The organism is Streptomyces sp. NPDC058646 (assembly GCF_042716875.1).
In the GTDB taxonomy this organism is placed as follows: Bacteria; Actinomycetota; Actinomycetes; order Streptomycetales; family Streptomycetaceae; genus Streptomyces.
In genome coordinates, this window is sequence record NZ_JBHXRK010000017.1 from 39,434 (window position 1) to 63,635 (window position 24,202).

General features: G+C 72.4%; 22 protein-coding genes. 2 read left to right on the top strand and 20 right to left on the bottom strand.

Annotated elements, in window-relative coordinates; genetic code table 11:
- Positions 1 to 85: 85 nt before the first annotated feature.
- Positions 86 to 493, top strand: coding sequence for a DUF1992 domain-containing protein (locus tag ACFWUZ_RS21265; protein WP_384374937.1), 408 nt, complete (start codon positions 86 to 88; stop codon positions 491 to 493).
- 127 nt (positions 494 to 620) lie between these two features.
- Here ACFWUZ_RS21265 and ACFWUZ_RS21270 read toward each other — a convergent pair whose 3' ends face one another.
- From ACFWUZ_RS21270 to fmt, 8 genes are all read right to left on the bottom strand, one after another.
- Positions 621 to 2,063: a GuaB1 family IMP dehydrogenase-related protein gene (locus ACFWUZ_RS21270; protein WP_384374940.1), complete on the bottom strand. Its 1,443-nt coding sequence runs from the start codon at positions 2,061 to 2,063 to the stop codon at positions 621 to 623.
- Positions 2,064 to 2,269: 206 nt separating this feature from the next.
- Positions 2,270 to 2,689 carry a barstar family protein gene (locus ACFWUZ_RS21275; protein WP_384374943.1) on the bottom strand — a complete coding sequence of 140 codons (420 nt, stop codon included), beginning with the start codon at positions 2,687 to 2,689 and terminating at the stop codon, positions 2,270 to 2,272.
- A complete protein-coding gene (locus ACFWUZ_RS21280; RefSeq protein WP_384374946.1) occupies positions 2,686 to 3,159 on the bottom strand; it encodes a ribonuclease domain-containing protein in 474 nt (157 codons plus the stop codon). The genes ACFWUZ_RS21275 and ACFWUZ_RS21280 overlap by 4 nt, the downstream gene beginning before the upstream one ends.
- Positions 3,160 to 3,208: 49 nt before the next feature.
- Positions 3,209 to 3,430 (bottom strand): CarD family transcriptional regulator, encoded by a 222-nt coding sequence (locus ACFWUZ_RS21285; RefSeq protein ID WP_031145007.1) that lies wholly within the window; start codon positions 3,428 to 3,430, stop codon positions 3,209 to 3,211.
- A gap of 296 nt (positions 3,431 to 3,726) precedes the next feature.
- Complete coding sequence (locus tag ACFWUZ_RS21290) at positions 3,727 to 4,749, bottom strand: sugar-binding transcriptional regulator (RefSeq protein WP_384375289.1); 1,023 nt, start codon at positions 4,747 to 4,749, stop codon at positions 3,727 to 3,729.
- Between the two features lie 135 nt (positions 4,750 to 4,884).
- A complete protein-coding gene (rpe, locus tag ACFWUZ_RS21295; RefSeq protein WP_384374949.1) occupies positions 4,885 to 5,571 on the bottom strand; it encodes a ribulose-phosphate 3-epimerase in 687 nt (228 codons plus the stop codon).
- Between the two features lie 130 nt (positions 5,572 to 5,701).
- Positions 5,702 to 7,171, bottom strand: coding sequence for an RsmB/NOP family class I SAM-dependent RNA methyltransferase (locus ACFWUZ_RS21300; protein ID WP_384374952.1), 1,470 nt, complete (start codon positions 7,169 to 7,171; stop codon positions 5,702 to 5,704).
- 89 nt (positions 7,172 to 7,260) lie between these two features.
- Positions 7,261 to 8,205 carry a methionyl-tRNA formyltransferase gene (gene fmt, locus ACFWUZ_RS21305; protein WP_384374955.1) on the bottom strand — a complete coding sequence of 315 codons (945 nt, stop codon included), beginning with the start codon at positions 8,203 to 8,205 and terminating at the stop codon, positions 7,261 to 7,263.
- Positions 8,206 to 8,467: 262 nt separating this feature from the next.
- Between fmt and ACFWUZ_RS21310 the strand changes: the two genes are divergently transcribed.
- A complete protein-coding gene (locus tag ACFWUZ_RS21310) occupies positions 8,468 to 8,989 on the top strand; it encodes a hypothetical protein (protein WP_384374958.1) in 522 nt (173 codons plus the stop codon).
- A 148-nt stretch (positions 8,990 to 9,137) separates the two neighbouring features.
- On the opposite strand, the gene ACFWUZ_RS21315 is transcribed toward ACFWUZ_RS21310, so the two are convergent.
- The 12 genes from ACFWUZ_RS21315 to ACFWUZ_RS21370 all read right to left on the bottom strand — a co-directional run bounded on the left by ACFWUZ_RS21315 (position 9,138) and on the right by ACFWUZ_RS21370 (position 24,201).
- On the bottom strand, positions 9,138 to 11,273 hold the full coding sequence (locus tag ACFWUZ_RS21315; RefSeq protein ID WP_384374961.1) for a primosomal protein N': 2,136 nt from the start codon (positions 11,271 to 11,273) through the stop codon (positions 9,138 to 9,140).
- 135 nt (positions 11,274 to 11,408) lie between these two features.
- Positions 11,409 to 12,617 carry a methionine adenosyltransferase gene (metK, locus tag ACFWUZ_RS21320; RefSeq protein WP_384374964.1) on the bottom strand — a complete coding sequence of 403 codons (1,209 nt, stop codon included), beginning with the start codon at positions 12,615 to 12,617 and terminating at the stop codon, positions 11,409 to 11,411.
- 194 nt (positions 12,618 to 12,811) lie between these two features.
- A complete protein-coding gene (gene coaBC / locus ACFWUZ_RS21325; RefSeq protein ID WP_384374967.1) occupies positions 12,812 to 14,026 on the bottom strand; it encodes a bifunctional phosphopantothenoylcysteine decarboxylase/phosphopantothenate--cysteine ligase CoaBC in 1,215 nt (404 codons plus the stop codon).
- A gap of 127 nt (positions 14,027 to 14,153) precedes the next feature.
- Positions 14,154 to 14,426 carry a DNA-directed RNA polymerase subunit omega gene (rpoZ, locus tag ACFWUZ_RS21330; RefSeq protein WP_004948662.1) on the bottom strand — a complete coding sequence of 91 codons (273 nt, stop codon included), beginning with the start codon at positions 14,424 to 14,426 and terminating at the stop codon, positions 14,154 to 14,156.
- A gap of 69 nt (positions 14,427 to 14,495) precedes the next feature.
- On the bottom strand, positions 14,496 to 15,059 hold the full coding sequence (gene gmk / locus ACFWUZ_RS21335; RefSeq protein ID WP_384374970.1) for a guanylate kinase: 564 nt from the start codon (positions 15,057 to 15,059) through the stop codon (positions 14,496 to 14,498).
- Positions 15,060 to 15,120: 61 nt separating this feature from the next.
- Positions 15,121 to 15,444 carry an integration host factor gene (locus ACFWUZ_RS21340; protein WP_008740406.1) on the bottom strand — a complete coding sequence of 108 codons (324 nt, stop codon included), beginning with the start codon at positions 15,442 to 15,444 and terminating at the stop codon, positions 15,121 to 15,123.
- Positions 15,445 to 15,847: 403 nt separating this feature from the next.
- On the bottom strand, positions 15,848 to 16,690 hold the full coding sequence (pyrF, locus tag ACFWUZ_RS21345; RefSeq protein WP_384374973.1) for an orotidine-5'-phosphate decarboxylase: 843 nt from the start codon (positions 16,688 to 16,690) through the stop codon (positions 15,848 to 15,850).
- Positions 16,687 to 17,796 carry a quinone-dependent dihydroorotate dehydrogenase gene (locus ACFWUZ_RS21350; RefSeq protein ID WP_384375292.1) on the bottom strand — a complete coding sequence of 370 codons (1,110 nt, stop codon included), beginning with the start codon at positions 17,794 to 17,796 and terminating at the stop codon, positions 16,687 to 16,689. Before ACFWUZ_RS21350 ends, pyrF begins: the two co-directional genes overlap by 4 nt.
- 94 nt (positions 17,797 to 17,890) lie before the next feature.
- Complete coding sequence (gene carB, locus ACFWUZ_RS21355) at positions 17,891 to 21,199, bottom strand: carbamoyl-phosphate synthase large subunit (protein ID WP_384374976.1); 3,309 nt, start codon at positions 21,197 to 21,199, stop codon at positions 17,891 to 17,893.
- The gene (gene carA / locus ACFWUZ_RS21360) at positions 21,192 to 22,340 is read right to left on the bottom strand and encodes a glutamine-hydrolyzing carbamoyl-phosphate synthase small subunit (protein WP_384374979.1); all 1,149 of its coding nucleotides are present in this window, start codon (positions 22,338 to 22,340) and stop codon (positions 21,192 to 21,194) included. Before carA ends, carB begins: the two co-directional genes overlap by 8 nt.
- Complete coding sequence (locus ACFWUZ_RS21365) at positions 22,337 to 22,918, bottom strand: hypothetical protein (RefSeq protein ID WP_384374983.1); 582 nt, start codon at positions 22,916 to 22,918, stop codon at positions 22,337 to 22,339. The genes carA and ACFWUZ_RS21365 overlap by 4 nt, the downstream gene beginning before the upstream one ends.
- Positions 22,915 to 24,201 carry a dihydroorotase gene (locus tag ACFWUZ_RS21370; RefSeq protein WP_384374986.1) on the bottom strand — a complete coding sequence of 429 codons (1,287 nt, stop codon included), beginning with the start codon at positions 24,199 to 24,201 and terminating at the stop codon, positions 22,915 to 22,917. Before ACFWUZ_RS21370 ends, ACFWUZ_RS21365 begins: the two co-directional genes overlap by 4 nt.
- Position 24,202: the final 1 nt, after the last annotated feature.

Here is a 24,202-nt window from a genome sequence, read left to right on the forward strand (position 1 = left end):
TGCGGGGCGGACGAGGCACGCCGGCGGGCGCGGGCGGTGGCTACGGTGGGGTCAGGCCCTTCTCCGAGGTACAGGAAGTGATCCCGTGACCGAGCGCAAGCCCCCGGGTGTGAGCTTCGAGTCCTGGACGGACCGGCAGATCCGTGAGGCCGAGCAGCGCGGCGCCTTCGCCGACCTGCCCGGTTTCGGCAAGCCGCTGCCCGAACTGGACCAGCCGTACGACGAGCTGTGGTGGATCCGCAAGAAGATGGCCACCGAGAACGTGACCTGCATGCTTCCGCCGGCCCTGGCCCTGCGGAAGGAGGCGGAGGACGCGGTCGCCGCGGTGGCGGGGGCGCCGTCCGAGCGGGCCGTGCGGGACCTGTTGGAGCCGGTGAACGAGAAGATTGCCGCCGCCCTGCGGATGCCGCCGCCGGGCCCGCCGCTGGGGCGGGGGCCGATCGACGTGGACGAGGCCCTGCGGGAGTGGCGCGAGGCCCGCGGCAGGGCCTGAGCCCCGCCCGCCGCCCGCAGCGGCACCCGCGCCGGGCCCGGGTGCGCCCGTGGCCCCGGCCGTCACGGGGACGGCGGGGGCCACGGGCAGGACGGGCCCGCCCGGAGGCCCGCCGGGGTCCTGGTGCCTAGCTCCAGCTGGCGTGCAGCGGCTTGCCCTCGGCGTAGCCGGCGGCGGACTGGATGCCGACCACGGACTTCTCCTCGAACTCCGCGAGGGAGCCGGCGCCGGCGTAGGTGCAGGAGGAGCGGACGCCCGCGATGATCGAGTCGATCAGGTCCTCGACGCCCGGACGGGTCGGGTCGAGGAACATGCGGGAGGTGGAGATGCCCTCCTCGAACAGTGCCTTGCGGGCGCGGTCGTAGGCGGACTCCTCCGAGGTGCGGTTGCGCACCGCGCGGGCGGAGGCCATGCCGAAGGACTCCTTGTAGAAGCGCCCGTCGGCGGACTGCTGGAGGTCGCCCGGGGACTCGTACGTACCGGCGAACCAGGAGCCGATCATGACGTTGGAGGCGCCGGCGGCCAGGGCCATCGCCACGTCGCGCGGGTGGCGGACGCCGCCGTCGGCCCACACGTGCTTGCCGTACTTCTTCGCCTCGGCGGCGCACTCCAGCACCGCGGAGAACTGCGGGCGGCCCACGCCGGTCATCATGCGGGTGGTGCACATGGCGCCGGGGCCCACACCGACCTTGATGATGTCCGCGCCGGCGTCGATGAGGTCCTTGACGCCCTCGGCGGCGACGATGTTGCCGGCCACGATCGGGACCTGCGGGTCCAGGGCGCGGACGGCCTTGATCGCGCTGATCATCGATTCCTGGTGGCCGTGCGCGGTGTCGATGACGAGGGTGTCCACGCCCGCGTCGAGCAGCTGCTTGGCCTTCTCCACGAAGTCGCCGTTGATGCCGACGGCGGCGGCGATGCGCAGCTTGCCGTTGGCGTCGGTGGCCGGCGTGTACAGGGTGGCGCGCAGAGCGCCCTTGCGGGTGAGGATGCCGACGAGCTTGCCGTCCTTGTCGACGGCCGGGGCCAGCTTGCGGTGCCCGGCGTCGAGCTTGTTGAAGGCCTCGCGGGGGTCGATGTCGGCGTCGATGAGCAGCAGCTCCTTCGACATGACCTCGGAGAGCTGGGTGAAACGGTCCACGCCGGTCAGGTCGTGGTCGGTGACGACGCCGACCGGGCGGCCCTCGGCGTCGACGACGACACCCGCGCCGTGGGCGCGCTTGGGCAGCAGGGACAGGGCGTCGGCGACGGTCTGGACGGGCGCCAGCGTGATCGGGGTGTCGAGCACGAGGTGGCGGGTCTTCACCCAGGAGATGACGTCGGTGACGACGTCGATCGGGATGTCCTGCGGGATGACGACGATGCCGCCGCGGCGGGCCACGGTCTCGGCCATCCGGCGGCCCGCGATGGCGGTCATGTTCGCGACCACGAGGGGAATGGTGGTGCCGGTGCCGTCGGGCGAGGAAAGGTCCACGCCCTGGCGGGAACCGACCGCGGAGCGGCTCGGCACCATGAACACATCGTCGTACGTCAGGTCGTACGGCGGCTTCAGGTCATTGAGGAAACGCACGTGCTAGACATCCCAGTCAATCGGAGGTGCCTCGACAGGGCAGCCGAGGAAACGCACGTACTTCATTCTCCCACGTCCAGATGTCCGCCACTCCCGGGCTGATCGTCCAGGACATACCGGGCCCTGTGGTCCGTTCCTACGGGAAGCAGCGGCCCCGGCGGCAGGACCGTCGGCGCGGGGAGCCGGGGGCGGAGCCCCCGTTCCGGTCAGCCGCGCCGACGCTCGGGGCGCGGGGGCCGTGCCCCGCGGTCCGCCCCGGGCTCCGGCTCGGCCAGCAGCACGGTCAGCGGCGGCGCCGCCCCGGCCTCCCGCCAGAAGTCGACGGCCTCCTCCAGCACCTCCCGCAGGACCTCCCAGTCACCCGGCCGCGCGGCGGCGTACCCGCGCCACGAGGTCACGGCGACCAGCCTCCCGGCAGTACCCGGCAGCCAGGACAGGTCCCGCAGCGCGTCCGCCAGCGCGTCCCAGTTCCCGCCGACCCAGTCCGGCAGCCGCAGGGCCTCCCCGCACCGGCGCATCAGCTCCGCCTTGGTGCGCACGCCGTCCAGGTCCAGCCGTACGGTCGTCCAGCCCGCCTGCACCGCGGCTGCGAGCGCGGGGGCGAGCGGCTGCGGGTCCAGGGTCATCGGAGAACCGCCTTGAAGGTCTCGTAGTGGTCGTCCGTGTAGAAGAACTCCCCACCCTGACCCGTCACGATCCGCCGGGCGCCACGGTCCCGCTCCCCCGGCGTGCGCACCGTGTACTCGTGGTAGTAGCCGCGCTTCTGCCGGGGCAGGACCTTCTCGAAGTTCCCGAAGACGGTACCGTCCTGCCGGTACGGATACGGGCCGCCCCGGTCGATCAGCGCGAGGACCTCCCGGGCCTGCCGGGGCAGCTCCTCGGCCCGTACGGCGGCCATCCCCTCGGCCCACCCGGGCACGGCCGATCCGGCCGTGGACTCACCGGTGCCCGGCCCCGCAGTGCGCTCGACGCCGGCGCTGGCGGCGGCAGGCGCGGGTGTCTTCCCACCGCAGCCCGCCGCACCGACCAGCGCGGCGCACAGGAACACGGCCCCCAGCAGACGCAGCAACGATCGGGGCACGGTCCGGAAGATCATGCACCGATCGTGCCAAACATCCGATTCGCTCGCGAATCGCCCGATGGCTTCAGAGAGCGGCCATCTTGGTGTAGGGACTCAGGATTCGTTTCTGGACCGACCCGAAGTCGACGAGAACAGCGATCCCCTCCTCGATTCCGACGACACGGCCGAGGCCGTGCTCATCGTGAGTGACCCGGTCGCCGACGCTGAACTGCCGGAGCGGCGGTTCCACGGGGGCCTTGAACGGGCTGGACGGCAAATGGCGGCGAGGTACTGCTGACTTTGTCATTGGAACCAGTATGCGCCCCGCAGGGCGCCGCGCGGGCCGCCGTTCGGATCTCAATTCCGGCACCATCCGCACCGGCGTCCCCCGGGACGGCCGCGTGCGGGGCCGGCCCGTCCCGTCGGGCCTCGTCAGACCCCGCCGGGCCCCGGACGGCCCGTCTACGCCACCGGTGGAGCGCGTCAGTCCCGGTGCGCCCCTATCACCCGCACCGGGCCGTGCGGGTACCCCTCCGCCGACCGCCCGGACCACGGCCGGTCCGGGTATTCCCCGGACGGCCCGGGCCGTCGCGTCGTGCGGCCTCAGGCCGCGTCGGTGTCGGGATCGGCCCGGTCCAGCGCGGGCCGCAGCCCCGGGGCCGACTCGGTCAGCAGGTAGTCGGCCACGGCCGTGTCGGTGACGAGGCTGGTCACCAGCCCCGACCGGAGCACCGCACCGATGGCCGAGGCCTTCCGCAGGCCGCCCGCGATCGCGACGACCTCGGGGATCCGGCGCAGCCGGTCCGCCTCGACGGTGATGCACCGCTCGCCGAGGTCCCGGCCGACGCGCCGCCCTTCGGCGTCGAAGAGGTGCGCGGACATCTCGGCCGCGACGCCCAGCGAGGCGTAGTGCGCCCGCTCCTCGTCGGTGAGCATGTCGTGGACGGTCGAGATCCCCGGCTCCCAGGAGCCGATGGAGACGGCCGCGACGGTCACCTTGTCGAAGTACTCGAAGGCGCGCGCGATCCCCGTCTGGCCCCGCAGGGCCGCCGCCGTCGCCGGGTCCGGCAGCAGCATCGGGGCGTAGATGGGGTGCGCGTCCCCTCCGGAGACCTGCGCGGCCCGCCGGACGGCCTCCACGGATCCGCGTTCGGCGGTCCCCGCGTCGTACACCCCGGTCAGCTGCACCACGGTGCACTGCGGCAGCCGGTGCAGGGAAGCAGCCATGTGGATGGTGGACCTGCCCCACGCCAGACCGAGGACGTCGCCCTCGTTGACCAGTTCGCCCAGCAGGTCGGCCGCGACCGCCCCGAGGTTCTCGGGGTCGGGCGCGTCCTCGGTGGCGTCGGCCGGCGACTCCACCACCACGGCGTGCCGGAGCCCGTACCGGGCGCGCAGCGCGTCGGAGCGCTCCGCGTCGAGTTCGGCGGGCACCCGGATCTCGATCCGTACGAGGTCGCGCTCGAGGGCGGTCTCCAGGACCCGGGCCACCTTGAAGCGGCTCACGCCGAACTCCTCGGCGATCTGGATCTTCGACTTGCCCTCGAGGTAGAAGCGGCGCGCCATGGCCGCCGCCTGCACCAGCTCCGCGGGTCCCATCCGCAGGGCTGACCGTCCCGCCGACATTGCAGACACCGCGTTCTCCTCACTGCTCACACTCTCGTGTTCACACTCTCGACTCGCCGTTCATCCTGTCAGATCCGACGGCAGTTGATCAGCCCGGACGGCTCCCGTTCACCGAGCTGTTCACCAACCCTTGGCTCAGTGGTCGCAAGCCCACGGCGCGACGGCGATCGCCGCGTCCGCCTGCTCACGCAGCGTGCGCACGGCGGTCGCCGGGTCGACCGCCCCGTAGACGGCGCTGCCGGCCACGAACACGTCGGCGCCCGCCTCGGCACAGCGTTCGATCGTCGAGGCCGAGACCCCGCCGTCCACCTGGAGCCACAGCTCCAGGCCGTGCTTGGAGATCAGCTCACGGGTCCGGCGGATCTTGGGCAGCATGATGTCCAGGAAGGGCTGGCCGCCGAAGCCGGGCTCGACCGTCATGATCAGCAGCATGTCGAGTTCGGGGAGGATGTCCTCGTACTGCTCGATCGGCGTGGCCGGCTTGAGGGCCATGGACGCCCGCGCCCCCTTCGCCCGGATCTCCCGCGCCAGCCGCACCGGCGCCGCGGCCGCCTCCGCGTGGAAGGTGACCGAGCCCGCGCCGGCCTCCACGTACTGCGGGGCCCACCGGTCCGGGTCCTCGATCATCAGGTGGAGGTCCAGCGGGATGTCCGTGGCCCTGCTCAGTGATTCCACGATCGGCATGCCGAGGGTGAGGTTGGGGACGAAGTGGTTGTCCATCACGTCGACGTGCAGCCAGTCGGCACCCTCGACGGCCTTCGCCTCCTCGGCGAGGCGGGCGAAGTCTGCGGACAGGATGCTGGGAAAGATCTGAGCGGCCATGCCCCCAAGCCTGCCATGCCCCCGGCCACTTCCGGCCACGACCCCGGAAGTCGGGGGCGGACGACGGCGTTCGATCGATCACCTTCCGCCCGGCCGGGGCGGGTCCGGAGACCGCCCCGGCGCGGTCCCGCTACGCGGTACGCCTCAGCAGCGCCAGGTACATCGCGTCCGTACCGTGCAGGTGCGGCCAGAGCTGGACGTCCGGGCCGTCGCCCAGGCCCGGTACGCCCGCCATGTACGGCCGGGCGTCGACCAGTTCGGCGGCGACCGGGGCCGCGCCCGCGCCGCGCCCCTTCAGCACGTCCTCCACGACCACCCGGGTCTCGGCCAGGTGCGGCGAGCAGGTCGCGTAGCCGACGACGCCACCCACCCGCACCGCCGCGAGGGCCTGCCGCAGCAGTCCCCGCTGGAGCGGGGCGAAGCCCTCCAGGTCCTCCGGGCGGCGGCGCCAGCGGGCCTCCGGCCGGCGGCGCAGCGCGCCCAGGCCCGAGCACGGCACGTCCACCAGGACCCGGTCGAAGGAGCCGGGCAGCCACGGCGGCCGGGTGCCGTCGGCCGCGATGACCTGGTAGGGGCCGGGGTTGCCGGCCAGCGCGTGCTCCACGAGGCGCGCCCGGTGCGGCTGCTTCTCCGAGGCCAGCAGGAACGCGCCGCGCTGTGCCGCCAGCGCACCGAGGAGTGCCGCCTTGCCTCCCGGGCCGGCGCAGCCGTCCAGCCAGCGCGCGTCCCGGCCCTCGACGGGCACGGCCGCCAGCGCCATCGCCACCAGCTGGCTGCCCTCGTCCTGGACGCCGGCCCGCCCGTCGCGCACGGCTTCCAGCGCGCCGGGCTCGCCGCCCTCGGACATCCGCACGGCGTACGGGGACCAGCGGCCCGGCAGCGCGGAGTCCTCACCGACGGCTTCCAGCAGTTCCTCGGGCGTGGACCGGCCCGGGCGGGCCACCAGGGTGACCTCGGGCCGCTCGTTGTCGGCCTCCAGCAGGTCCTCGATCCCGGCCCGGCCGCCGCCCAGTGCGTCCCAGAGGGCACTGACGACCCAGCGCGGGTGCGAGTGGTAGACCGCGAGGTGCTCCTCCGCGTCCTCCTCGTACGGCGGCGCGACCCGCTCCAGCCAGCCGTCCAGGTCGTGCGCGGCGATCTTGCGCAGCACGGCGTTCACGAACTTCGCCCGCCCGTCCCCGAGCACCACCCGGGCCAGCTCCACGCTCGCCGAGACGGCCGCGTGCGTCGGGATGCGGGTGCCCAGCAGCTGGTGCGCGCCCAGCGAGAGCACGTCCAGCACCGGCGGGTCGACCTCGCGCAGCGGACGGTCGATGCACGCCTTGATGACGGCGTCGTAGGTGCCCTGGCGGCGCAGCGTCCCGTAGACCAGCTCGGTGGCCAGGGCCGCGTCCCGCGCCTGGAAGCTCTCGTCCTGACGGGCCTTGCGCAGCAGCGGGGGCAGGACGAGGTTGGCGTACGCGTCCCGCTCGTCCACCGCCCGCAGCACCTGGAAGGCGAGCATCCGGACGGGGTCCTTCCGGGGACGGCGGTGCGGCTTGGCCTGCTTGCCGCCGCCCGCGGCTGCGGCGCCGCGACGGGGACGGGACTGATCGCTCACGTGAAAGGTGCTCCGGGGTTTACGAAGTGCTGCGGGTGTGACGCATGGGGGTGGGGCTGTTCGGACGGCCCGGCCGAAGGGGGCTGGGATCAGCCTACGTCCGCCCCGCCGAGCCGCTCACCTGGAGCGATGCGCACCCCGCGCGCCCAGTCGGCGCCGCGCATCGGCTTCTTGCCCTGGGGCTGAACCCAGAGCAGCTCCACGGCGTGCGAGCCGGTGCCCACGTAGACGTTGTTCTTGGCGGGGGCCAGTGCGCCGGGGGTCAGATCGGTGCGGTCGGTCACCAGGCCCACCGAGATCAGCTTGAGCCGCTCGCCGCGGAAGACGGTCCACGCGCCCGGCGCGGGGGTGCAGCCGCGCACCACGCGGTCCGCGCGCATCGCCGGGGCCGCCCAGTCGATCCGCGCGTCCTCCACGGTGATCTTTGAGGCGAGGGAGATCCCGTCCACGGGCTGCGGGACGGCCCGCAGGGTGCCGTCCTCGATCCCGTCCATGGTGGCGGCGAGCAGGCCGGACCCGGCGAAGGCGAGCCGGGTCAGCAGGTCGCCGCTGGTGTCGGTCGGCCGGATCTCCTCGGTCAGGATCCCGTAGACCGGGCCGGTGTCCAGGCCCTCCTCGATCTGGAACGTGGACGCGCCGGTGACCTGGTCGCCCGCCATGATCGAGTGCTGGACGGGGGCCGCCCCGCGCCAGGCCGGCAGCAGGGAGAAGTGCAGGTTCACCCAGCCGTGCCGGGGGATGTCGAGCGCGCTCTTGGGGAGCAGCGCCCCGTAGGCGACGACCGGGCAGCAGTCCGGGCCGATCTCCCGCAGCCGGGCCTGGAACCCGGGGTCGCGCGGGCGGACGGGCTTGAGGACCTCGATGCCCGCTTCCTCGGCGCGCTCGGCGACCGGGCTGGCGACGAGCCGCCGGCCGCGGCCGGCCGGGGCGTCGGGCCGGGTGACGACGGCCGCCACCTCGTGCCGCCCGGAGGCGATCAGGGCGTCCAGGGCGGGCACGGCGACCTCGGGGGTGCCTGCGAAGACCAGCTTCACTGGGGTCCTACCTCGCTATCTCGGCTGTCAGCAGCGCACCAGTCTATGGGGCCCGGGCGCGGCGCACCGCCTGGGTGGGTGCGGGCGCCGCGAGGGGGCGTACGCACACACGCGCGCCTCTCGCATATGCCGACACGCCCCCAGAGCGTGACCTGGCCGCCCGGTGGAGCGTTGGTCAAGAGAGATTGACCCAAAACGGGCCGTGTTCGAACGGTGTAGCCGGCCCGCTCCGCCCTTCAGCACCGGTTCGAGAGGCTTCTTCATGGCCGACCACGCCACCCACGACGCCCAAGCCCGGGCCAGCCTGCACCTGCTGGTGCGGGACATCGAGCGGGTTCGCCGGCAGGTGGATGCCCTGCGTACGCTGACCGCACAGCTCGGCAATGTGTACCGCCCGCGCCGCTCAGGTCCCTCCACGGGCTTCGTCGTCTACGGCAGGGCGCCCGCGCCCACCGTCCGCCTCGCCCAGGAGCTGCGCGACAGCGTCGAGACGCTGGTCACCGCCGCGGTGGACTTCGACCGCTCGCTCGGCTTCTCGTGGGACGCGGTCGGTTCGGCGCTCGGCGTCACCAAGCAGGCCGTGCACCGGCGCTACGGCGCCCGGCGGGCGCAGAGCGCCGAGTCCGCCGAGCAACTGGCCGAGGGCCCCACCACCCGGACCCTCGGGCCGCTGCCCACGGTCCCGGCCGCCCGCTCCGTGCCGCCGCAGCCGGTGCGCGAGGAGTCCCAGGCCACGGCGGGCGCCGCCCGCCAGTCGGCCTTCCCCGGCCCCCGCAACGGCTGACCGGACGCACCGCCCACCGCCGGGTCGCCGACCCCCGACGGCCGGGCACCCAGGGGCACCTGACGGGCCCGTACCGGACGCGCCCCCGGCGGAACGATCCTCGTGGTCGCCGCGCCGGGGGCGCCCGGCGTTCCCGGCCCGGGCGCCGTCAGCCGATGTCCAGCGGGTCGATCCGGACCCGGACCGCCTCCGAGGGGGGGACCCCCCGCGCCAGGCGGGCCGCCTGGGCGGACTTGAGGGCCGCGGCGAGCGCGGCCCCGCTGCCCGGGGGGACCCGGACCAGGGCCCGCTCCCCCGGTGACGGCTCCCCCCGCCGCGCGGCCAGCGGCACCGGGCCCAGCACCTCGGCTTCGGGCGGCAGGTCCGCGGCGGCCAGGAAGGCCTCCACGGCAGCGGGGCCGCGCCCGATGACGGAGGCCATCCGGGACACGGGCGGGAACCGCAGCTCGGCACGTTCCGCCAGCTCGCGCAGTGCGTGCCCGACCGGGTCCCACCGCACCAGCGCCTGAACGGGCCGCAGCGTCGGCTCGGCCACGACGACCACCTGGCCGTCGCCCCGTACGAGGCAGGCCGCGGCGATCCAGCGCCGCAGGGCCTCCTCCCCGGCCCGCAGGTCGGGGAAGCCGACCATGGCCCAGCCGTCGAGCAGCAGGGCCGCCGCGTACCCGGCGCCCTCGGCCACCGGTTCCGCCCCCGGGGTCGACACGACGAGCGCGGGCGCGTCGGGCACGCGCTCCAGGACGTGGTCGCGGCCCGAGGTGCGCACCGGCACCGCGGGGAAGGCCCGGCCCAGTTCCTCCGCGGTCCGCCGGGCCCCGACGACCTGCGCCCGCAGCCGGAACGAGCCGCACTCCTCGCAGTGCCAGGAGGTCTCCTGGAGCCCGCACCACGCGCAGTGCAGCTCCCGCTCGTCCGGCGCCTCCAGGGGTCCGGCGCAGGTCCGGCAGCGCGCCGGCGTCCGGCACCGCTCGCAGGCCAGCCGGGGCACGTAGCCGCGCCGCGGCACCTGGACGAGTACGGGGCCGTGCTTGAGCCCCTCCCGTACGGTCTCCCAGGCGAGGCTCGGCAGCCGGGCGGCCCGGGCCGCGCCGTCGCGGGCCAGGAGCTCGTCTCCGACGGTCCGGATCCGGGGCGCGACGGCGCGTACGGTCTCGCGGTCGGCGACCAGCGGCCGGGCCCAGCCGGACTCGACGAGCTGGGCGGCCTCCACGGTGCAGCTGGTGCTGCCCAGCAGGAAGCCGCAGCCCTCGGTCAGCGACCGCAGCTGGAGCACTTCGCGCACGTGCGGGTGGGGGACGTTGGTGTCGCTGTGGCTGGCGTCCCCGTCGTCCCAGATCGCCACCAGGCCGAGGTGGTGGACCGGGGCGAACATCGCGGCGCGGGTCCCGATGACGGCCCGCACCGAGCCTCGGTGCACCGAGAGCCACTGGGAATAGCGTTTCTGCGGACCGGACTCGGCGGTGAGGAGGGCGTGCAGCCCCTTGCCGACCAGGGCGGTCAGCGCCTCGTCCACCCGCGCGGCGGAGCGGCCGTCCGGCAGCACGGCCAGCGCTCCCCGGCCCGAGGCGAGGGTGGCCGCCATGGCCCGGGCGAGTTCCTCGGGCCAGCCCGGTCCGGGCAGGGCGGTCCACACCGTACGCGGGCTCGCGCCGGAGGCCAGCTCGCGCAGGAAGCCGGGCCCCGCCGGGTAGCGCTGCCAGCCGCCGGGGGCGGGCTCGGCCGGCGGGGGCAGCGGCTCGGGCGAGGGACGGCTCTCCGCCTGTCCGTGCCGGGGCGGGATCGCCAGTTGCAGGACGTCGGCCAGGCTGCCGCCGTAGCGGCGGGCCACGGCCCGCGCGAGCTGCTCCGTCTGCGGGCTGAGGACCCGCTCCGGTGACACCACCTGGGCCAGGGCCGCCAGGGGGCCCTCGTAGTCGGTCTCGGCGACCCGTTCGATGAGGTAGCCGTCGATCAGGCCGCCGCCCTCGCGCCGCCCCTCCCGCACCCGCCCCTCGCCCGCCCCGAAGCGCACCCGGACGCGGACACCGGGCTGGGCCTCCTCGGCCAGGCTCTCGGGGACCGCGTAGTCCCAGGTCTGGTCGAGGTGCAGGACACCCTTGTTGACGAGGACCTTGGCGATCGGCAGCTCCTGGGCGAGCGCGGCGCCCCGCCAGGTGCGCGGTTTCGCCTTGGGCGCCTTGGCCTTCGCCTCGGCGACCATCTCCCGGATCAGCGCGAGCTGCTCCGGCGGACCGCCGGGACCCGCGTCCCCGGCCCGCTCCCCCGAATCGCTCGTGCTGCTCACAGCTGCATTCTTACCAAACCCCGCCGACAGCGGACGGCCCGGCGGGGGCCGTCCCGAGGCGGGGTCGCGGGCCCGGGGCACGCGAACGGCCCCGGACCGCAGGGGGTCCGGGGCCGTTCGGCGATGCGGTGCTGCCTACAGACCGGCGGCCGCGCGCAGGGCGTCGACGCGGTCGGTGCGCTCCCAGGTGAAGTCCGGCAGCTCACGGCCGAAGTGGCCGTAGGCGGCGGTCTGGGCGTAGATCGGGCGCAGCAGGTCCAGGTCGCGGATGATCGCGGCTGGACGCAGGTCGAAGACCTGCCCGATCGCGTCCTCGATCTTCTGGACCTCCACCTTGGCCGTGCCGAAGGTCTCGACGAACAGACCCACCGGCTCGGCCTTGCCGATCGCGTACGCGACCTGGACCTCGCAGCGCGAGGCCAGTCCGGCGGCGACCACGTTCTTCGCCACCCAGCGCATCGCGTACGCGGCGCTGCGGTCGACCTTGGACGGGTCCTTGCCCGAGAAGGCGCCGCCGCCGTGGCGGGCCATGCCGCCGTACGTGTCGATGATGATCTTGCGGCCGGTCAGGCCGGCGTCGCCCATCGGGCCGCCGATCTCGAAACGGCCGGTCGGGTTCACCAGCAGCCGGTAGCCCTCGGTGTCCAGCTTGATGCCGTCCTCGATGAGCTGGGCCAGCACGTGCTCGACGACGAACTCGCGGATGTCGGGAGCGAGCAGCGAGTCCAGGTCGATGTCCGAGGCGTGCTGCGAGGACACCACGACCGTGTCCAGGCGCACGGCCTTGTCGCCGTCGTACTCGATGGTGACCTGGGTCTTGCCGTCGGGACGCAGGTACGGGATGGTCCCGTTCTTGCGGACCTCGGACAGCCGGCGCGAGAGCCGGTGTGCCAGGTGGATCGGGAGCGGCATCAGCTCGGGCGTCTCGTCGCACGCGTAGCCGAACATCAGGCCCTGGTCGCCCGCGCCCTGCTTGTCGAGTTCGTCCTCGTCGCCCTCGACGCGCTTCTCGTACGCGGTGTCGACACCCTGCGCGATGTCCGGGGACTGTGCGCCGATGGACACCGACACGCCGCAGGAGGCGCCGTCGAAGCCCTTCTTCGAGGAGTCGTAGCCGATCTCGAGGATCTTGTCGCGGACGAGCTGCGCGATCGGCGCGTACGCCTTCGTCGTCACCTCTCCCGCGATGTGGACGAGACCGGTGGTGATGAGGGTCTCCACGGCCACACGCGAGGTCGGGTCCTCGCGCAGCAGGGCGTCGAGGATCGTGTCGCTGATCTGGTCAGCGATCTTGTCGGGGTGGCCCTCGGTCACGGACTCCGAGGTGAACAGGCGGCGGGACACATCGCTCCCTGGGGTTGCAGCGGCTGCTGGCTGATCATTTGGCGGAACCACATCGGAGGCTGCGCCCGATCACGTTCCGAATGCAGTTTATCGGTCGCCACCGGCGAACGGACCACCTGTCTCGCCTTATGGGAGCCACGTGACCTGCGACACTCCATTCTGGCGTACGGATTCCTCCAGGAGAAGCGCCCCGCTCATGCGCGTCGCGGGGAAAGCCTGGGGGCCACCTGGTCCCAGATCACCTCCGCCAGAGCTTCCTTCGGGCCATAGGGAACCTGAACCTCCGTCCCGTCGGAACCCAGGATCACCGCCTCGTTCTCCTCGGAACCGAAGGTCTTGGCTTCGCCCACCTCGTTCACGACGAGCAGATCGCAGCCCTTGCGCAGCAGCTTGGCGCGGCCGTTGGCCAGGACGTCGTCGGTCTCGGCGGCGAAACCCACGACCACCTGCCCCTCCCGTGCGCGGTCGGCCGAGATCTCCGCGAGCACGTCGGGGTTGCGCACGAGCACGACGGGCGCGGGCTCCTGCCCGTCCTTCTTCTTGATCTTGCCGGACGCGTACGCGGCGGGCCGGAAGTCGGCCACGGCCGCGGCCATGACCACGGCGTCGGCGTCCCGGGCGGCCTCGATCACCGCCTCCCGCAGCTGCACGGCCGTCCCGACGCGTACGAGGTCCACACCGGCCGGGTCGGCGAGCGCCGTGCCGGCCGCGACCAGGGTGACCCGGGCCCCGCGCGCCACGGCGGTACGGGCGAGCGCGTACCCCTGCTTGCCCGAGGAGCGGTTGCCGAGGAAGCGGACCGGGTCCAGCGGCTCCCTCGTGCCGCCGGCGCTGATCACCACGTGCCGGCCGGCGAGGTCGGCGGCGGCGGTACCCCGCGCCAGGACGGCCCGGCACACCTCGAAGATCTCCTCCGGGTCGGGCAGCCGGCCCTTGCCGGTGTCCTTGCCGGTGAGCCGGCCGACGGCGGGCTCGATGACGAGGGCTCCGCGCCGGCGCAGCGTTGCGACGTTCTCCTGGGTGGCCGGGTGCTCCCACATCTCGGTGTGCATGGCCGGGGCGAAGACCACCGGGCAGCGCGCGGTGAGCAGGGTGTTCGTGAGCAGGTCGTCGGCCAGCCCGTGGGCGGCCTTGGCCAGCATGTCCGCGGTGGCCGGGGCGACGACGACCAGGTCGGCGCTCTGGCCGATGCGTACGTGCGGCACCTCGTGGACGGTCTCCCACACCTCGGTGGAGGCCGGGTTCCCGGAGAGGGCGGCCCAGGTGGCCTCGCCGACGAAGTTCAGGGACGCGGCGGTGGGCACCACCCGCACCTCGTGCCCGGACTCGGTCAGCCGGCGCAGCAGCTCGCACGCCTTGTAGGCGGCGATCCCGCCGCTGACCCCCAGCACGACCTTCGGCTTGCCCATCGGCGTACACCCCTCAACCAGCTCGACGCGTCCGACGGCTCCGGCGCGGGCCGTCGTGCACCTCCATGACACACCACAGGCCCGGCAGATGTTCTGCCGGGCCTGTGGTGAAAGGACTCTCGGTGTCCTACTGAGCCGGGGCCTCGATGGCCTCGGAGGTCAGCAGACCCGCATTGATCTCGCGCAGCGCGATCGAGAGCGGCTTCTCGTGGACGTGGGTGTCCACCAGCGGGCCGACGTACTCGAGCAGGCCCTCACCGAGCTGCGAGTAGTACGCATTGATCTGACGCGCACGCTTGGCCGCGTAGATCACGAGGCTGTACTTCGAGTCCGTGGCCTCGAGCAGCTCGTCGATCGGCGGGTTGATGATGCCCTCGGGCGCAGTGATGGAAGAGGACACGCTCTACCTTCCGAAGATGGGTGAATGATCGAAACGTTGACTAACAACGATCGAAGAATCGATCAACGATCAGACAACTTCCATCAAGGCTAGCAGCTCGCGGGCCACGTCCTCGACGGAGGTGTTGACGAGGGTGGTGTCGAACTCCGATTCGGCAGCGAGCTCGACCTTGGCCTGCGCCAGCCGGCGTTCGATGACCTCGGCCGATTCCGTGCCGCGGCCGGTCAGCCGGCGGACCAGCTCGTCCCAGCTCGGCGGGGCCAGGAAGACCAGCTGTGCCTCGGCCATGGACTGCCGGACGAGGCGGGCGCCCTGGAGGTCGATCTCCAGCAGCACCGGCTCGCCGTTCTCCAGGCGCTCCAGTACCGCACCGCGCGGTGTGCCGTAGCGGTTGCCCGCGAACTCGGCCCACTCCAGCAGCTCACCGTTGGCGATCAGCTTGTCGAACTCGTCGTCGTTGACGAAGAAGTAGTGGACTCCGTGTCGCTCACCGGGCCGCGGCTTGCGGGTGGTGGCCGACACCGAGAGCCATACCTCCGGGTGGACCTTGCGCATATGCGCGACGACCGTGCTCTTGCCGACCCCCGAAGGGCCGGAGAGCACGGTCAGCCGCGGACGAACCTCTGCTGCCATAGAGCGATTATCCAGGTTCTCGGGACTGCCTGAGAACGCCGGAAGGACTCCGGGCGACGCGTCAGCCGGCAGGAGTGCCGAACTCACGCTCCAGAGAAGCGATCTGGTTGGAGCCGAGACCTCGAACACGCCGGGACTCGGAGATGCCGAGGCGCTCCATGATCTGCTTGGCGCGCACCTTGCCCACGCCAGGCAGGGACTCCAGCAGGGCGGAGACCTTCATCTTGCCGATGACGTCGTTCTCCTGGCCTGTCTTGATGACCTCTTGGAGCGAGGCGCCGGAGTGCTTGAGTCGATTCTTCACCTCGGCCCGCTCCCGGCGAGCCGCGGCGGCCTTTTCGAGCGCGGCTGCGCGCTGTTCAGGGGTAAGGGGCGGAAGAGCCACGCCTACGTCACCTCGGATGTCGAACTGTCGGATACGGACCGGTGGGGAACCCGCAGGCACCACACCTGGCGAGGTCCCGAACAGCGGTGATGCTCGTCCGCTGCTCGTTCACTCTGATCGGAGACTAGCGGCCATGGCCGCTCCAGTCAGCGAGAACGGACGAAAAGTCCTGGTCAGCCTCCACTGAACCGCACATCACGGACAAAATACCCCTGTTTTGTCCGGTGAAGGACGTTCGATTTTCGTCACGTCGTGCGATGCGCCCGCCCCACGGCCACCTCACGGACGCCGGCCAGGGGGTACGGGCGGCCTCACTGCCGGCCGTACGCGTGATGCGCCTCACACCCCAGGCTCCTGCCCGCGGGCCGGACCGCGGGGGCACGGGCCGGTCCCGCGGGCGGCGTCACGCGGAGACGGCCGCCCGGACCTCGTCCGCGAAGGCCGCCGCCGAGGCGCGCAGGGCCGCGGTGTCCGGGCCGTGCTGCAGGACACCCCGCGAGACGTTGGGCACGACGTTGCGCACGGCCTTGCCGAACACGGCCGGCAGGTCGGCGGCCGTCGCGCCCTGCGCGCCGATGCCGGGGGCCAGCAGCGGCCCGTTGATGTCCAGGTCGAAGGAGGACAGGTCCCCCAGCGTGGCGCCGACCACCGCTCCGAAGGAGCCCATGGGCTCGGCGCCCGCGTTCTCCGTGGCCAGGTGCGCCAGCATCGTCGCGCCGATGGTGCGGCCGTCCTCCCGGACCGCCCGCTGGACCTCGGCGCCCTCCGGGTTCGAGGTCAGCGCCAGGACGAAGAGCCCCGCGCCCGACTCCCGCGCCAGGTCCACCGCGGGCTTCAGCGAGCCGTAGCCCAGGTACGGGGAGACGGTCAGCGCGTCGGAGAAGAGCGGGGAGGCCGGGTCCAGGAAGGCCGAGGCGTACGCCGCCATCGTCGAGCCGATGTCGCCCCGCTTGGCGTCCATCAGGACCAGCGTGCCGGCCGCCCGCGCGTCCGCGACGGTCCGCTCCAGCACCGCGACGCCCCGGGAGCCGAACCGCTCGAAGAAGGCGGCCTGCGGCTTGAAGACCGCCACCTGGTCGGCGAGCGCCTCCACGACGGTCCGCGAGAAGGTCTCCAGTCCCGCGATGTCGTCGGCCAGGCCCCACTGCGCCAGCAGCGCGGCGTGCGGGTCGATCCCGACGCAGAGCGGGCCGCGGGTGTCCATCGCCTCGCGGAGGCGGGTGCCAAACGGGGTCACAGTGCTCACTGCGCGGCCTTTCGGGTCTGCGCGCCCACCGCTTCGGCGAGGGTCGCGTACGGGCTGGCGGCCAGGCGCGCGGCCAGACCCTTGTGGATGGCGCGGGCGTAGAAGGGGCCCTCGTAGATGAAGGCGCTGTAGCCCTGGACCAGCGTGGCACCCGCCAGGATGCGCTGCCAGGCGTCCTCGGCGGTCTCGACGCCGCCGACCCCGACCAGGACCAGCCGGTCGCCCACGCGGGCGTACAGGCGGCGCAGGACCTCCAGCGAGCGCTCCTTGACGGGGGCGCCGGACAGGCCGCCGGTCTCCTTCACCAGGGACGGGGCGGACTTCAGCCCCAGGCCCTCGCGGGCGATGGTGGTGTTGGTCGCGATGATGCCGTCGAGGCCGAGCTCCAGGGCCAGGTCGGCGACCGCGTCCACGTCCTCGTCGGCCAGGTCGGGGGCGATCTTGACGAGCAGCGGGACCCGGCGGTCGGTGACCACCCGGTCCGCGGCCTCGCGTACGGCGGTCAGCAGCGGCCGCAGCGATGCGGTGGCCTGGAGGTTGCGCAGCCCCGGGGTGTTCGGGGAGGAGACGTTCACCACGAGGTAGTCGGCGTGCCGGGCGAGGCGCTCGGTGGAGGCCACGTAGTCCGCCACGGCCTCCTCCTCGGGCACGATCTTCGTCTTGCCGATGTTGACGCCGACGACGGTCCGGAAGACCGGCGTACGGGCGGCCAGGCGCGCGGCGACGGCGGCCGAGCCCTCGTTGTTGAAGCCCATGCGGTTGATCAGCGCACGGTCCTGGACCAGTCGGAACAGCCGCTTCCCGGGGTTGCCCGACTGGGCCTGGGCCGTGACGGTGCCGATCTCGACGTGGTCGAAGCCGAGCATCGACATGCCGTCGATGGCGACGGCGTTCTTGTCGAATCCCGCGGCGAGGCCGAAGGGGCCGTGCATCCGCAGGCCGAGGGCCTCGGTGCGCAGCTCCTCGAAGCGGGGGGCGAGCCAGGCGGCGAGGAAGGTGCGCAGCACCGGGATGCGGGCGGCGAGGCGGATCCAGCGGAAGGCCGCGTAGTGGGCCCGCTCGGGGTCCATCCGCTTGAAGACCAGGTTGAAGAAGAGTTTGTACATCGTCGAGAAGGATCCCTCTGCGCTCATGGAAAGGGGGACACCCGTCGTGAAACCGGTGTCCCCCCTCCCGTGTCCGGGCTGTACGGGCTGCTTGCTAGTCGCGGGCCGCGATCAGGTGCTGCGCGTGCTCCTGGAGGGAGCGCACGCCCACGCCGCCGTGGTTGAGGGCGTCGATGCCCTGGACGGCCGCGGCGAGCGCCTGGACCGTCGTCAGGCACGGGACGCCGCGTGCCACGGCCGCCGTGCGGATCTCGTAGCCGTCGAGGCGGCCACCCGTGCCGTACGGGGTGTTGACGATCAGGTCGACCTGGCCGTCGTGGATGAGCTGGACGATGGTCTTCTCGCCGTCCGGGCCCTCGCCCTCGCTGAGCTTGCGCACGACGGTGGCGTTGATGCCGTTGCGGCGCAGCACCTCCGCCGTGCCGGAGGTGGCCATCAGCTCGAAGCCGTGGGCGACCAGCTCGCGGGCCGGGAAGATCATCGTGCGCTTGTCGCGGTTGGCGACGGAGATGAAGGCGCGCCCCTTGGTGGGCAGCGGGCCGTACGCCCCGGCCTGCGACTTGGCGTAGGCCGTGCCGAAGACCGAGTCGATGCCCATGACCTCGCCGGTGGAGCGCATCTCCGGGCCGAGGACGGTGTCCACGCCGCGGCCCTGGATGTCGCGGAAGCGCGACCAGGGCATGACGGCCTCCTTGACGGAGATCGGCGCGTCGAGCGGCAGGGTGCCGCCGTCGCCGGTCTTCGGCAGCAGGCCTTCGGCGCGCAGCTCGGCGATGGTGGTGCCGAGCGAGATGCGGGCGGCGGCCTTCGCGAGCGGGACGGCCGTCGCCTTCGAGGTGAAGGGGACGGTCCGGGAGGCGCGCGGGTTGGCCTCCAGGACGTAGAGGATGTCGCCGGCCATCGCGAACTGGATGTTGATCAGGCCGCGGACGCCGACGCCCTTGGCGATGGCCTCGGTGGAGACCCGCAGGCGCTTGATGTCGTGGCCGCCGAGGGTGATCGGGGGCAGGGCGCAGGCGGAGTCGCCGGAGTGGATGCCGGCTTCCTCGATGTGCTCCATGACGCCGCCGAGGTAGAGCTCGTGGCCGTCGTAGAGGGCGTCGACGTCGATCTCGATGGCGTCGTCGAGGAAGCGGTCGACCAGCACGGGGCGGGTCGGGGAGATCTCGGTGGACTCGGCGATGTACGACTCCAGCCGGGTCTCGTCGTAGACGATCTCCATGCCGCGGCCGCCGAGCACGTAGGAGGGGCGCACCAGGACCGGGTAGCCGATCTCGTCGGCGATGGCCTTGGCGCCGGCGAAGGTGGTGGCGGTGCCGTGCTTGGGGGCGGGCAGGCCCGCGTCGGCCAGGACCTGGCCGAAGGCGCCGCGGTCCTCGGCGGCGTGGATGGCCTCCGGGGAGGTGCCGACGACGGGGACGCCGTTGTCCTTGAGGGCCTGGGCGAGACCGAGCGGGGTCTGGCCGCCGAGCTGGACGATGACACCGGCGATGGGGCCGGCCAGCGACTCGGCGTGGACGATCTCCAGCACGTCCTCGAGCGTCAGCGGCTCGAAGTACAGGCGGTCGGAGGTGTCGTAGTCCGTCGAGACGGTCTCCGGGTTGCAGTTGACCATCACGGTCTCGTAGCCGGCGTCGCTGAGGGCGAAGGAGGCGTGGACGCAGGAGTAGTCGAACTCGATGCCCTGGCCGATGCGGTTGGGGCCGGAGCCCAGGATGATGACCGCGGGCTTCGTGCGCGGGGCGACCTCGGACTCCTCGTCGTAGGACGAGTAGAAGTACGGGGTCTTCGCGGCGAACTCGGCGGCGCAGGTGTCGACCGTCTTGTAGACCGGGCGGACGCCGAGGGCGTGCCGGACCTCGCGGACGACGTCCTCGCGCAGGCCGCGGATCTCGGCGATCTGGGCGTCGGAGAAGCCGTGCCGCTTGGCCTCGGCGAGGATCTCGGGGTGGAGCTTCTCCACGGAGGCCAGGTCGTCCGCGATCTCCTTGATGAGGAAGAGCTGGTCGACGAACCAGGGGTCGATCTTCGTGTACTCGAAGACCTCCTCCGGGGTGGCGCCGGCGCGGATGGCCTGCATGACGGTGTTGATGCGGCCGTCGGTGGGGCGCACCGCGGTGGCGAGCAGCTCCTCCTTGTCGCCGACCGGGCCGACGAAGGTGAACTGCGAGCCCTTCTTCTCCAGGGAGCGCAGGGCCTTCTGGAGGGCCTCGGTGAAGTTGCGGCCGATGGCCATGGCCTCGCCCACCGACTTCATGGTGGTGGTGAGGGTGGCGTCGGCGAGCGGGAACTTCTCGAAGGCGAAGCGCGGGGCCTTGACGACGACGTAGTCGAGGGACGGCTCGAAGGAGGCCGGGGTCTTCTCGGTGATGTCGTTGGGGACCTCGTCGAGGGTGTACCCGATGGCCAGCTTGGCGGCGATCTTGGCGATCGGGAAGCCGGTGGCCTTCGAGGCGAGCGCCGAGGAGCGCGAGACGCGCGGGTTCATCTCGATGACGATGACGCGGCCGTCGGCCGGGTCGATCGCGAACTGGATGTTGCAGCCGCCGGTGTCGACGCCGACCTCGCGGATGATCGCGATGCCGATGTCGCGCAGCCGCTGGTACTCGCGGTCGGTGAGCGTCATCGCCGGGGCGACGGTGATGGAGTCGCCGGTGTGGACGCCCATCGGGTCGAAGTTCTCGATGGAGCAGACGACGACCACGTTGTCCTTGGTGTCGCGCATCAGCTCCAGCTCGTACTCTTTCCAGCCGAGGATGGACTCCTCCAGGAGCACCTCGGTGGTCGGGGAGAGCGTGAGGCCCTGGCCGGCGATGCGGCGCAGCTCGTCCTCGTCGTGGGCGAAGCCGGAGCCGGCGCCGCCCATGGTGAAGGAGGGGCGCACGACGACGGGGTAGCCGCCGAGGGTGTCGACGCCCTTGATGACGTCGTCCATCGAGTGGCAGATGACCGAGCGGGCGGACTCGCCGTAGCCGATCTTGGCCTTGACGGCCTCGACGACGCCCTTGAAGAGGTCGCGGTCCTCGCCCTTGTTGATGGCCTCGACGTTGGCGCCGATCAGCTCGACGCCGTACTTCTCCAGCACACCCTGCTCGTGCATGGAGATCGCGGTGTTGAGCGCGGTCTGGCCGCCCAGGGTGGGCAGGAGCGCGTCGGGGCGTTCCTTGGCGATGATCTTCTCGACGAACTCGGGGGTGATCGGCTCGACGTACGTGGCGTCGGCGATCTCCGGGTCGGTCATGATCGTCGCCGGGTTGGAGTTCACCAGGATGACCCGCAGGCCCTCGGCCTTGAGGATGCGGCAGGCCTGGGTGCCGGAGTAGTCGAACTCGGCGGCCTGGCCGATGACGATCGGGCCGGAGCCGATGACCAGGACGGACTGGATATCGGTGCGCTTAGGCACGCTCGGCCTCCATCAGAGATACGAAGCGGTCGAAGAGGTACGCGGCGTCGTGCGGGCCGGCGGCCGCCTCGGGGTGGTACTGGACGGAGAAGGCCGGCTGGTCGAGCAGCCGGAGACCTTCGACGACCTGGTCGTTCAGGCAGACGTGGGAGACCTCGGCGCGGCCGTAGGGGGTCTCGGAGACCTTGTCGAGGGGCGCGTCGACGGCGAAGCCGTGGTTGTGCGCGGTGACCTCGACCTTGCCGGTGGTGCGGTCCTGCACCGGCTGGTTGATGCCGCGGTGGCCGTACTTCAGCTTGTAGGTGCCGAAGCCGAGGGCGCGGCCGAGGATCTGGTTGCCGAAGCAGATGCCGAAGAGCGGGGTCCTGCGCTCCAGGACGCCCTGCATGACGGCGACGGGGCCGTCGGCGGTGGCCGGGTCGCCCGGGCCGTTGGAGAAGAAGACGCCGTCCGGCTGGACCGCGTAGACGTCCTCGACGGTGGCGGTGGCGGGCAGCACGTGCACCTCGATGCCGCGCTCGGCCATCCGGTGCGGGGTCATGCCCTTGATGCCGAGGTCCACGGCGGCCACGGTGAACTTCTTCTCACCGATGGCGGGGACGACGTACGTCTCCTTCGTGGCGACCTCGGCGGCGAGGTCGGCGCCCTTCATCTGCGGGGCTTCCTTGACGCGGGCCACCAGGGCCGCGTCGCGGACGCCGTCCCAGGCCTCGCCGGAGAAGATGCCGACGCGCATGGCGCCGCGCTCGCGCAGGTGGCGGGTCAGGGCGCGGGTGTCGATGCCGCTGATGCCGACGACGCCCTGGTTGACGAGTTCCTCGTCCAGCGAGCGCTGGGAGCGCCAGTTGGAGGGGACGCGGGCGGGGTCGCGGACGACGTAGCCGGCCACCCAGATGCGGGAGGACTCGGGGTCCTCGTCGTTGACGCCGGTGTTGCCCACGTGCGGGGCGGTCATCACGACGACCTGCCGGTGGTACGACGGGTCGGTCAGGGTCTCCTGGTAGCCGGTCATGCCGGTGGAGAACACGGCCTCGCCGAAGGTCTCCCCCACAGCGCCGTAGGCACGGCCGCGGAAGATGCGACCGTCCTCCAGGACGAGTACGGCGGGAGCTTTGGCTGCTCCCCTGGTGGAGGTCGTCATCGTTCGGCGCCTTCCGTCGTGGTGGATGGGTTCATGAGGTTGATCGCTTCGACCCAGGCGGCGTGCTCGGCCGCGCGGTCGGAGCGGAATCCGGAGTCGATCTGCTTGTCACCGTGCGCCCAGGTGACGACGAGCAGACCGCCCTCGGTGAGTACCTTGCCCGCGATTCCCTTGTCGAGGCGGGCGCCGCGCAGCTGCGCGGCCGGTACGAAGAAGTCGGTGGCACCCGGACGGACCACGTCGAGGCCCGCGTCGGTGAGCGTGAGCTCGACCCGGCTGCGGACGCCCAGCCCGTGGGCGACGATCCGGTCGAGCCACTGCCCGGCGGTGGTGGACCCGTGGTACCGGCCGGTCAGTGCCAGCCGGTGCTCGGGAAGGCCCTCGGGGGCGGCGGGCAGCTCCGGCAGATCGTTCTGCAGAGCGCCTCGCCATTTCCAGCCCTGCCGCATCAGCCAGTACACGAACGCGATGAAGACGAGCAGACCGATCACCCACGCCATGCGGGCGCCCCAGTCCGTCACCTCCGCCGACCGTCGTTCGGCGGCCTCGGCGGCCAGTTGGATTACTGCAGGTGTCACGCCAGCGTCCCGTCCACGACCGTTGCCCGGCCCCGCAGGAAGGTGTGAGTGACGCGACCCGGCAGCTCACGGCCCTCGTAAGGCGTGTTGCGGCTGCGGGAAGCGAAGTGTGCGGGGTCCACGACACCACGGTACGAGGTATCGACCAAGGTCAGGTTCGCGGGTTCACCTGCCGAGACGGGACGGCCGTGGTTCTCCAGGCCGCCGATGCGCGCCGGGGCGAAGGACATCCGCTCCGCGACGCCCGCCCAGTCGAGCAGTCCGGTCTCCACCATCGTCTGCTGGACGACGGAGAGCGCGGTCTCCAGGCCCACCATGCCCATGGCGGCGGCGGCCCACTCGCAGTCCTTGTCCTCGTGCGGGTGCGGGGCGTGGTCGGTGGCGACGATGTCGATCGTGCCGTCGGCGAGCGCCTCGCGCAGGGCCAGTACGTCGCGCTCGGTGCGCAGCGGCGGGTTGACCTTGTACACGGCGTTGTACGAGCGGACCAGCTCCTCGGTGAGGAGGAGGTGATGCGGGGTGACCTCGGCGGTGACGTCGATGCCGCGGGACTTGGCCCAGCGGACGATCTCGACGGAGCCGGCCGTGGACAGGTGGCAGATGTGGACGCGGGAGCCGACGTGCTCGGCGAGGAGCACGTCGCGGGCGATGATCGACTCCTCGGCGACGGCCGGCCAGCCCCCGAGGCCCAGCTCGGCGGAGACGACGCCCTCGTTCATCTGGGCGCCCTCGGTGAGGCGGGGCTCCTGGGCGTGCTGGGCGACGACGCCGCCGAAGGCCTTCACGTACTCCAGGGCGCGGCGCATGATCACGGCGTCGTCGACGCACTTGCCGTCGTCGGAGAAGACGGTGACGCGGGCGGCGGAGTCGTGCATGGCACCCAGCTCGGAGAGCTGCTTGCCCTCCAGTCCGACGGTGACGGCGCCGATGGGCTGCACGTCGCAGTAGCCGGACTCCTTGCCCAGGCGCCAGACCTGCTCGACGACGCCCGCGGTGTCGGCGACGGGGAAGGTGTTCGCCATGGCGAACACGGCGGTGTAGCCGCCGGAGGCGGCGGCGCGGGTGCCGGTGAGGACGGTCTCGGAGTCCTCGCGTCCGGGCTCGCGCAGGTGGGTGTGCAGGTCGACGAGGCCCGGGAGGAGGACCTGGCCCGCGGCCTCGATGACGGTCGCGCCCTCGGCGGAGAGGTCGCGCCCGACCTCGGCGATGGTCTCGCCGTCGATCAGGACGTCCTGCGCCTCGCCGCCGAGTACCTTCGCGCCACGGATAAGGATCTTGCTCATG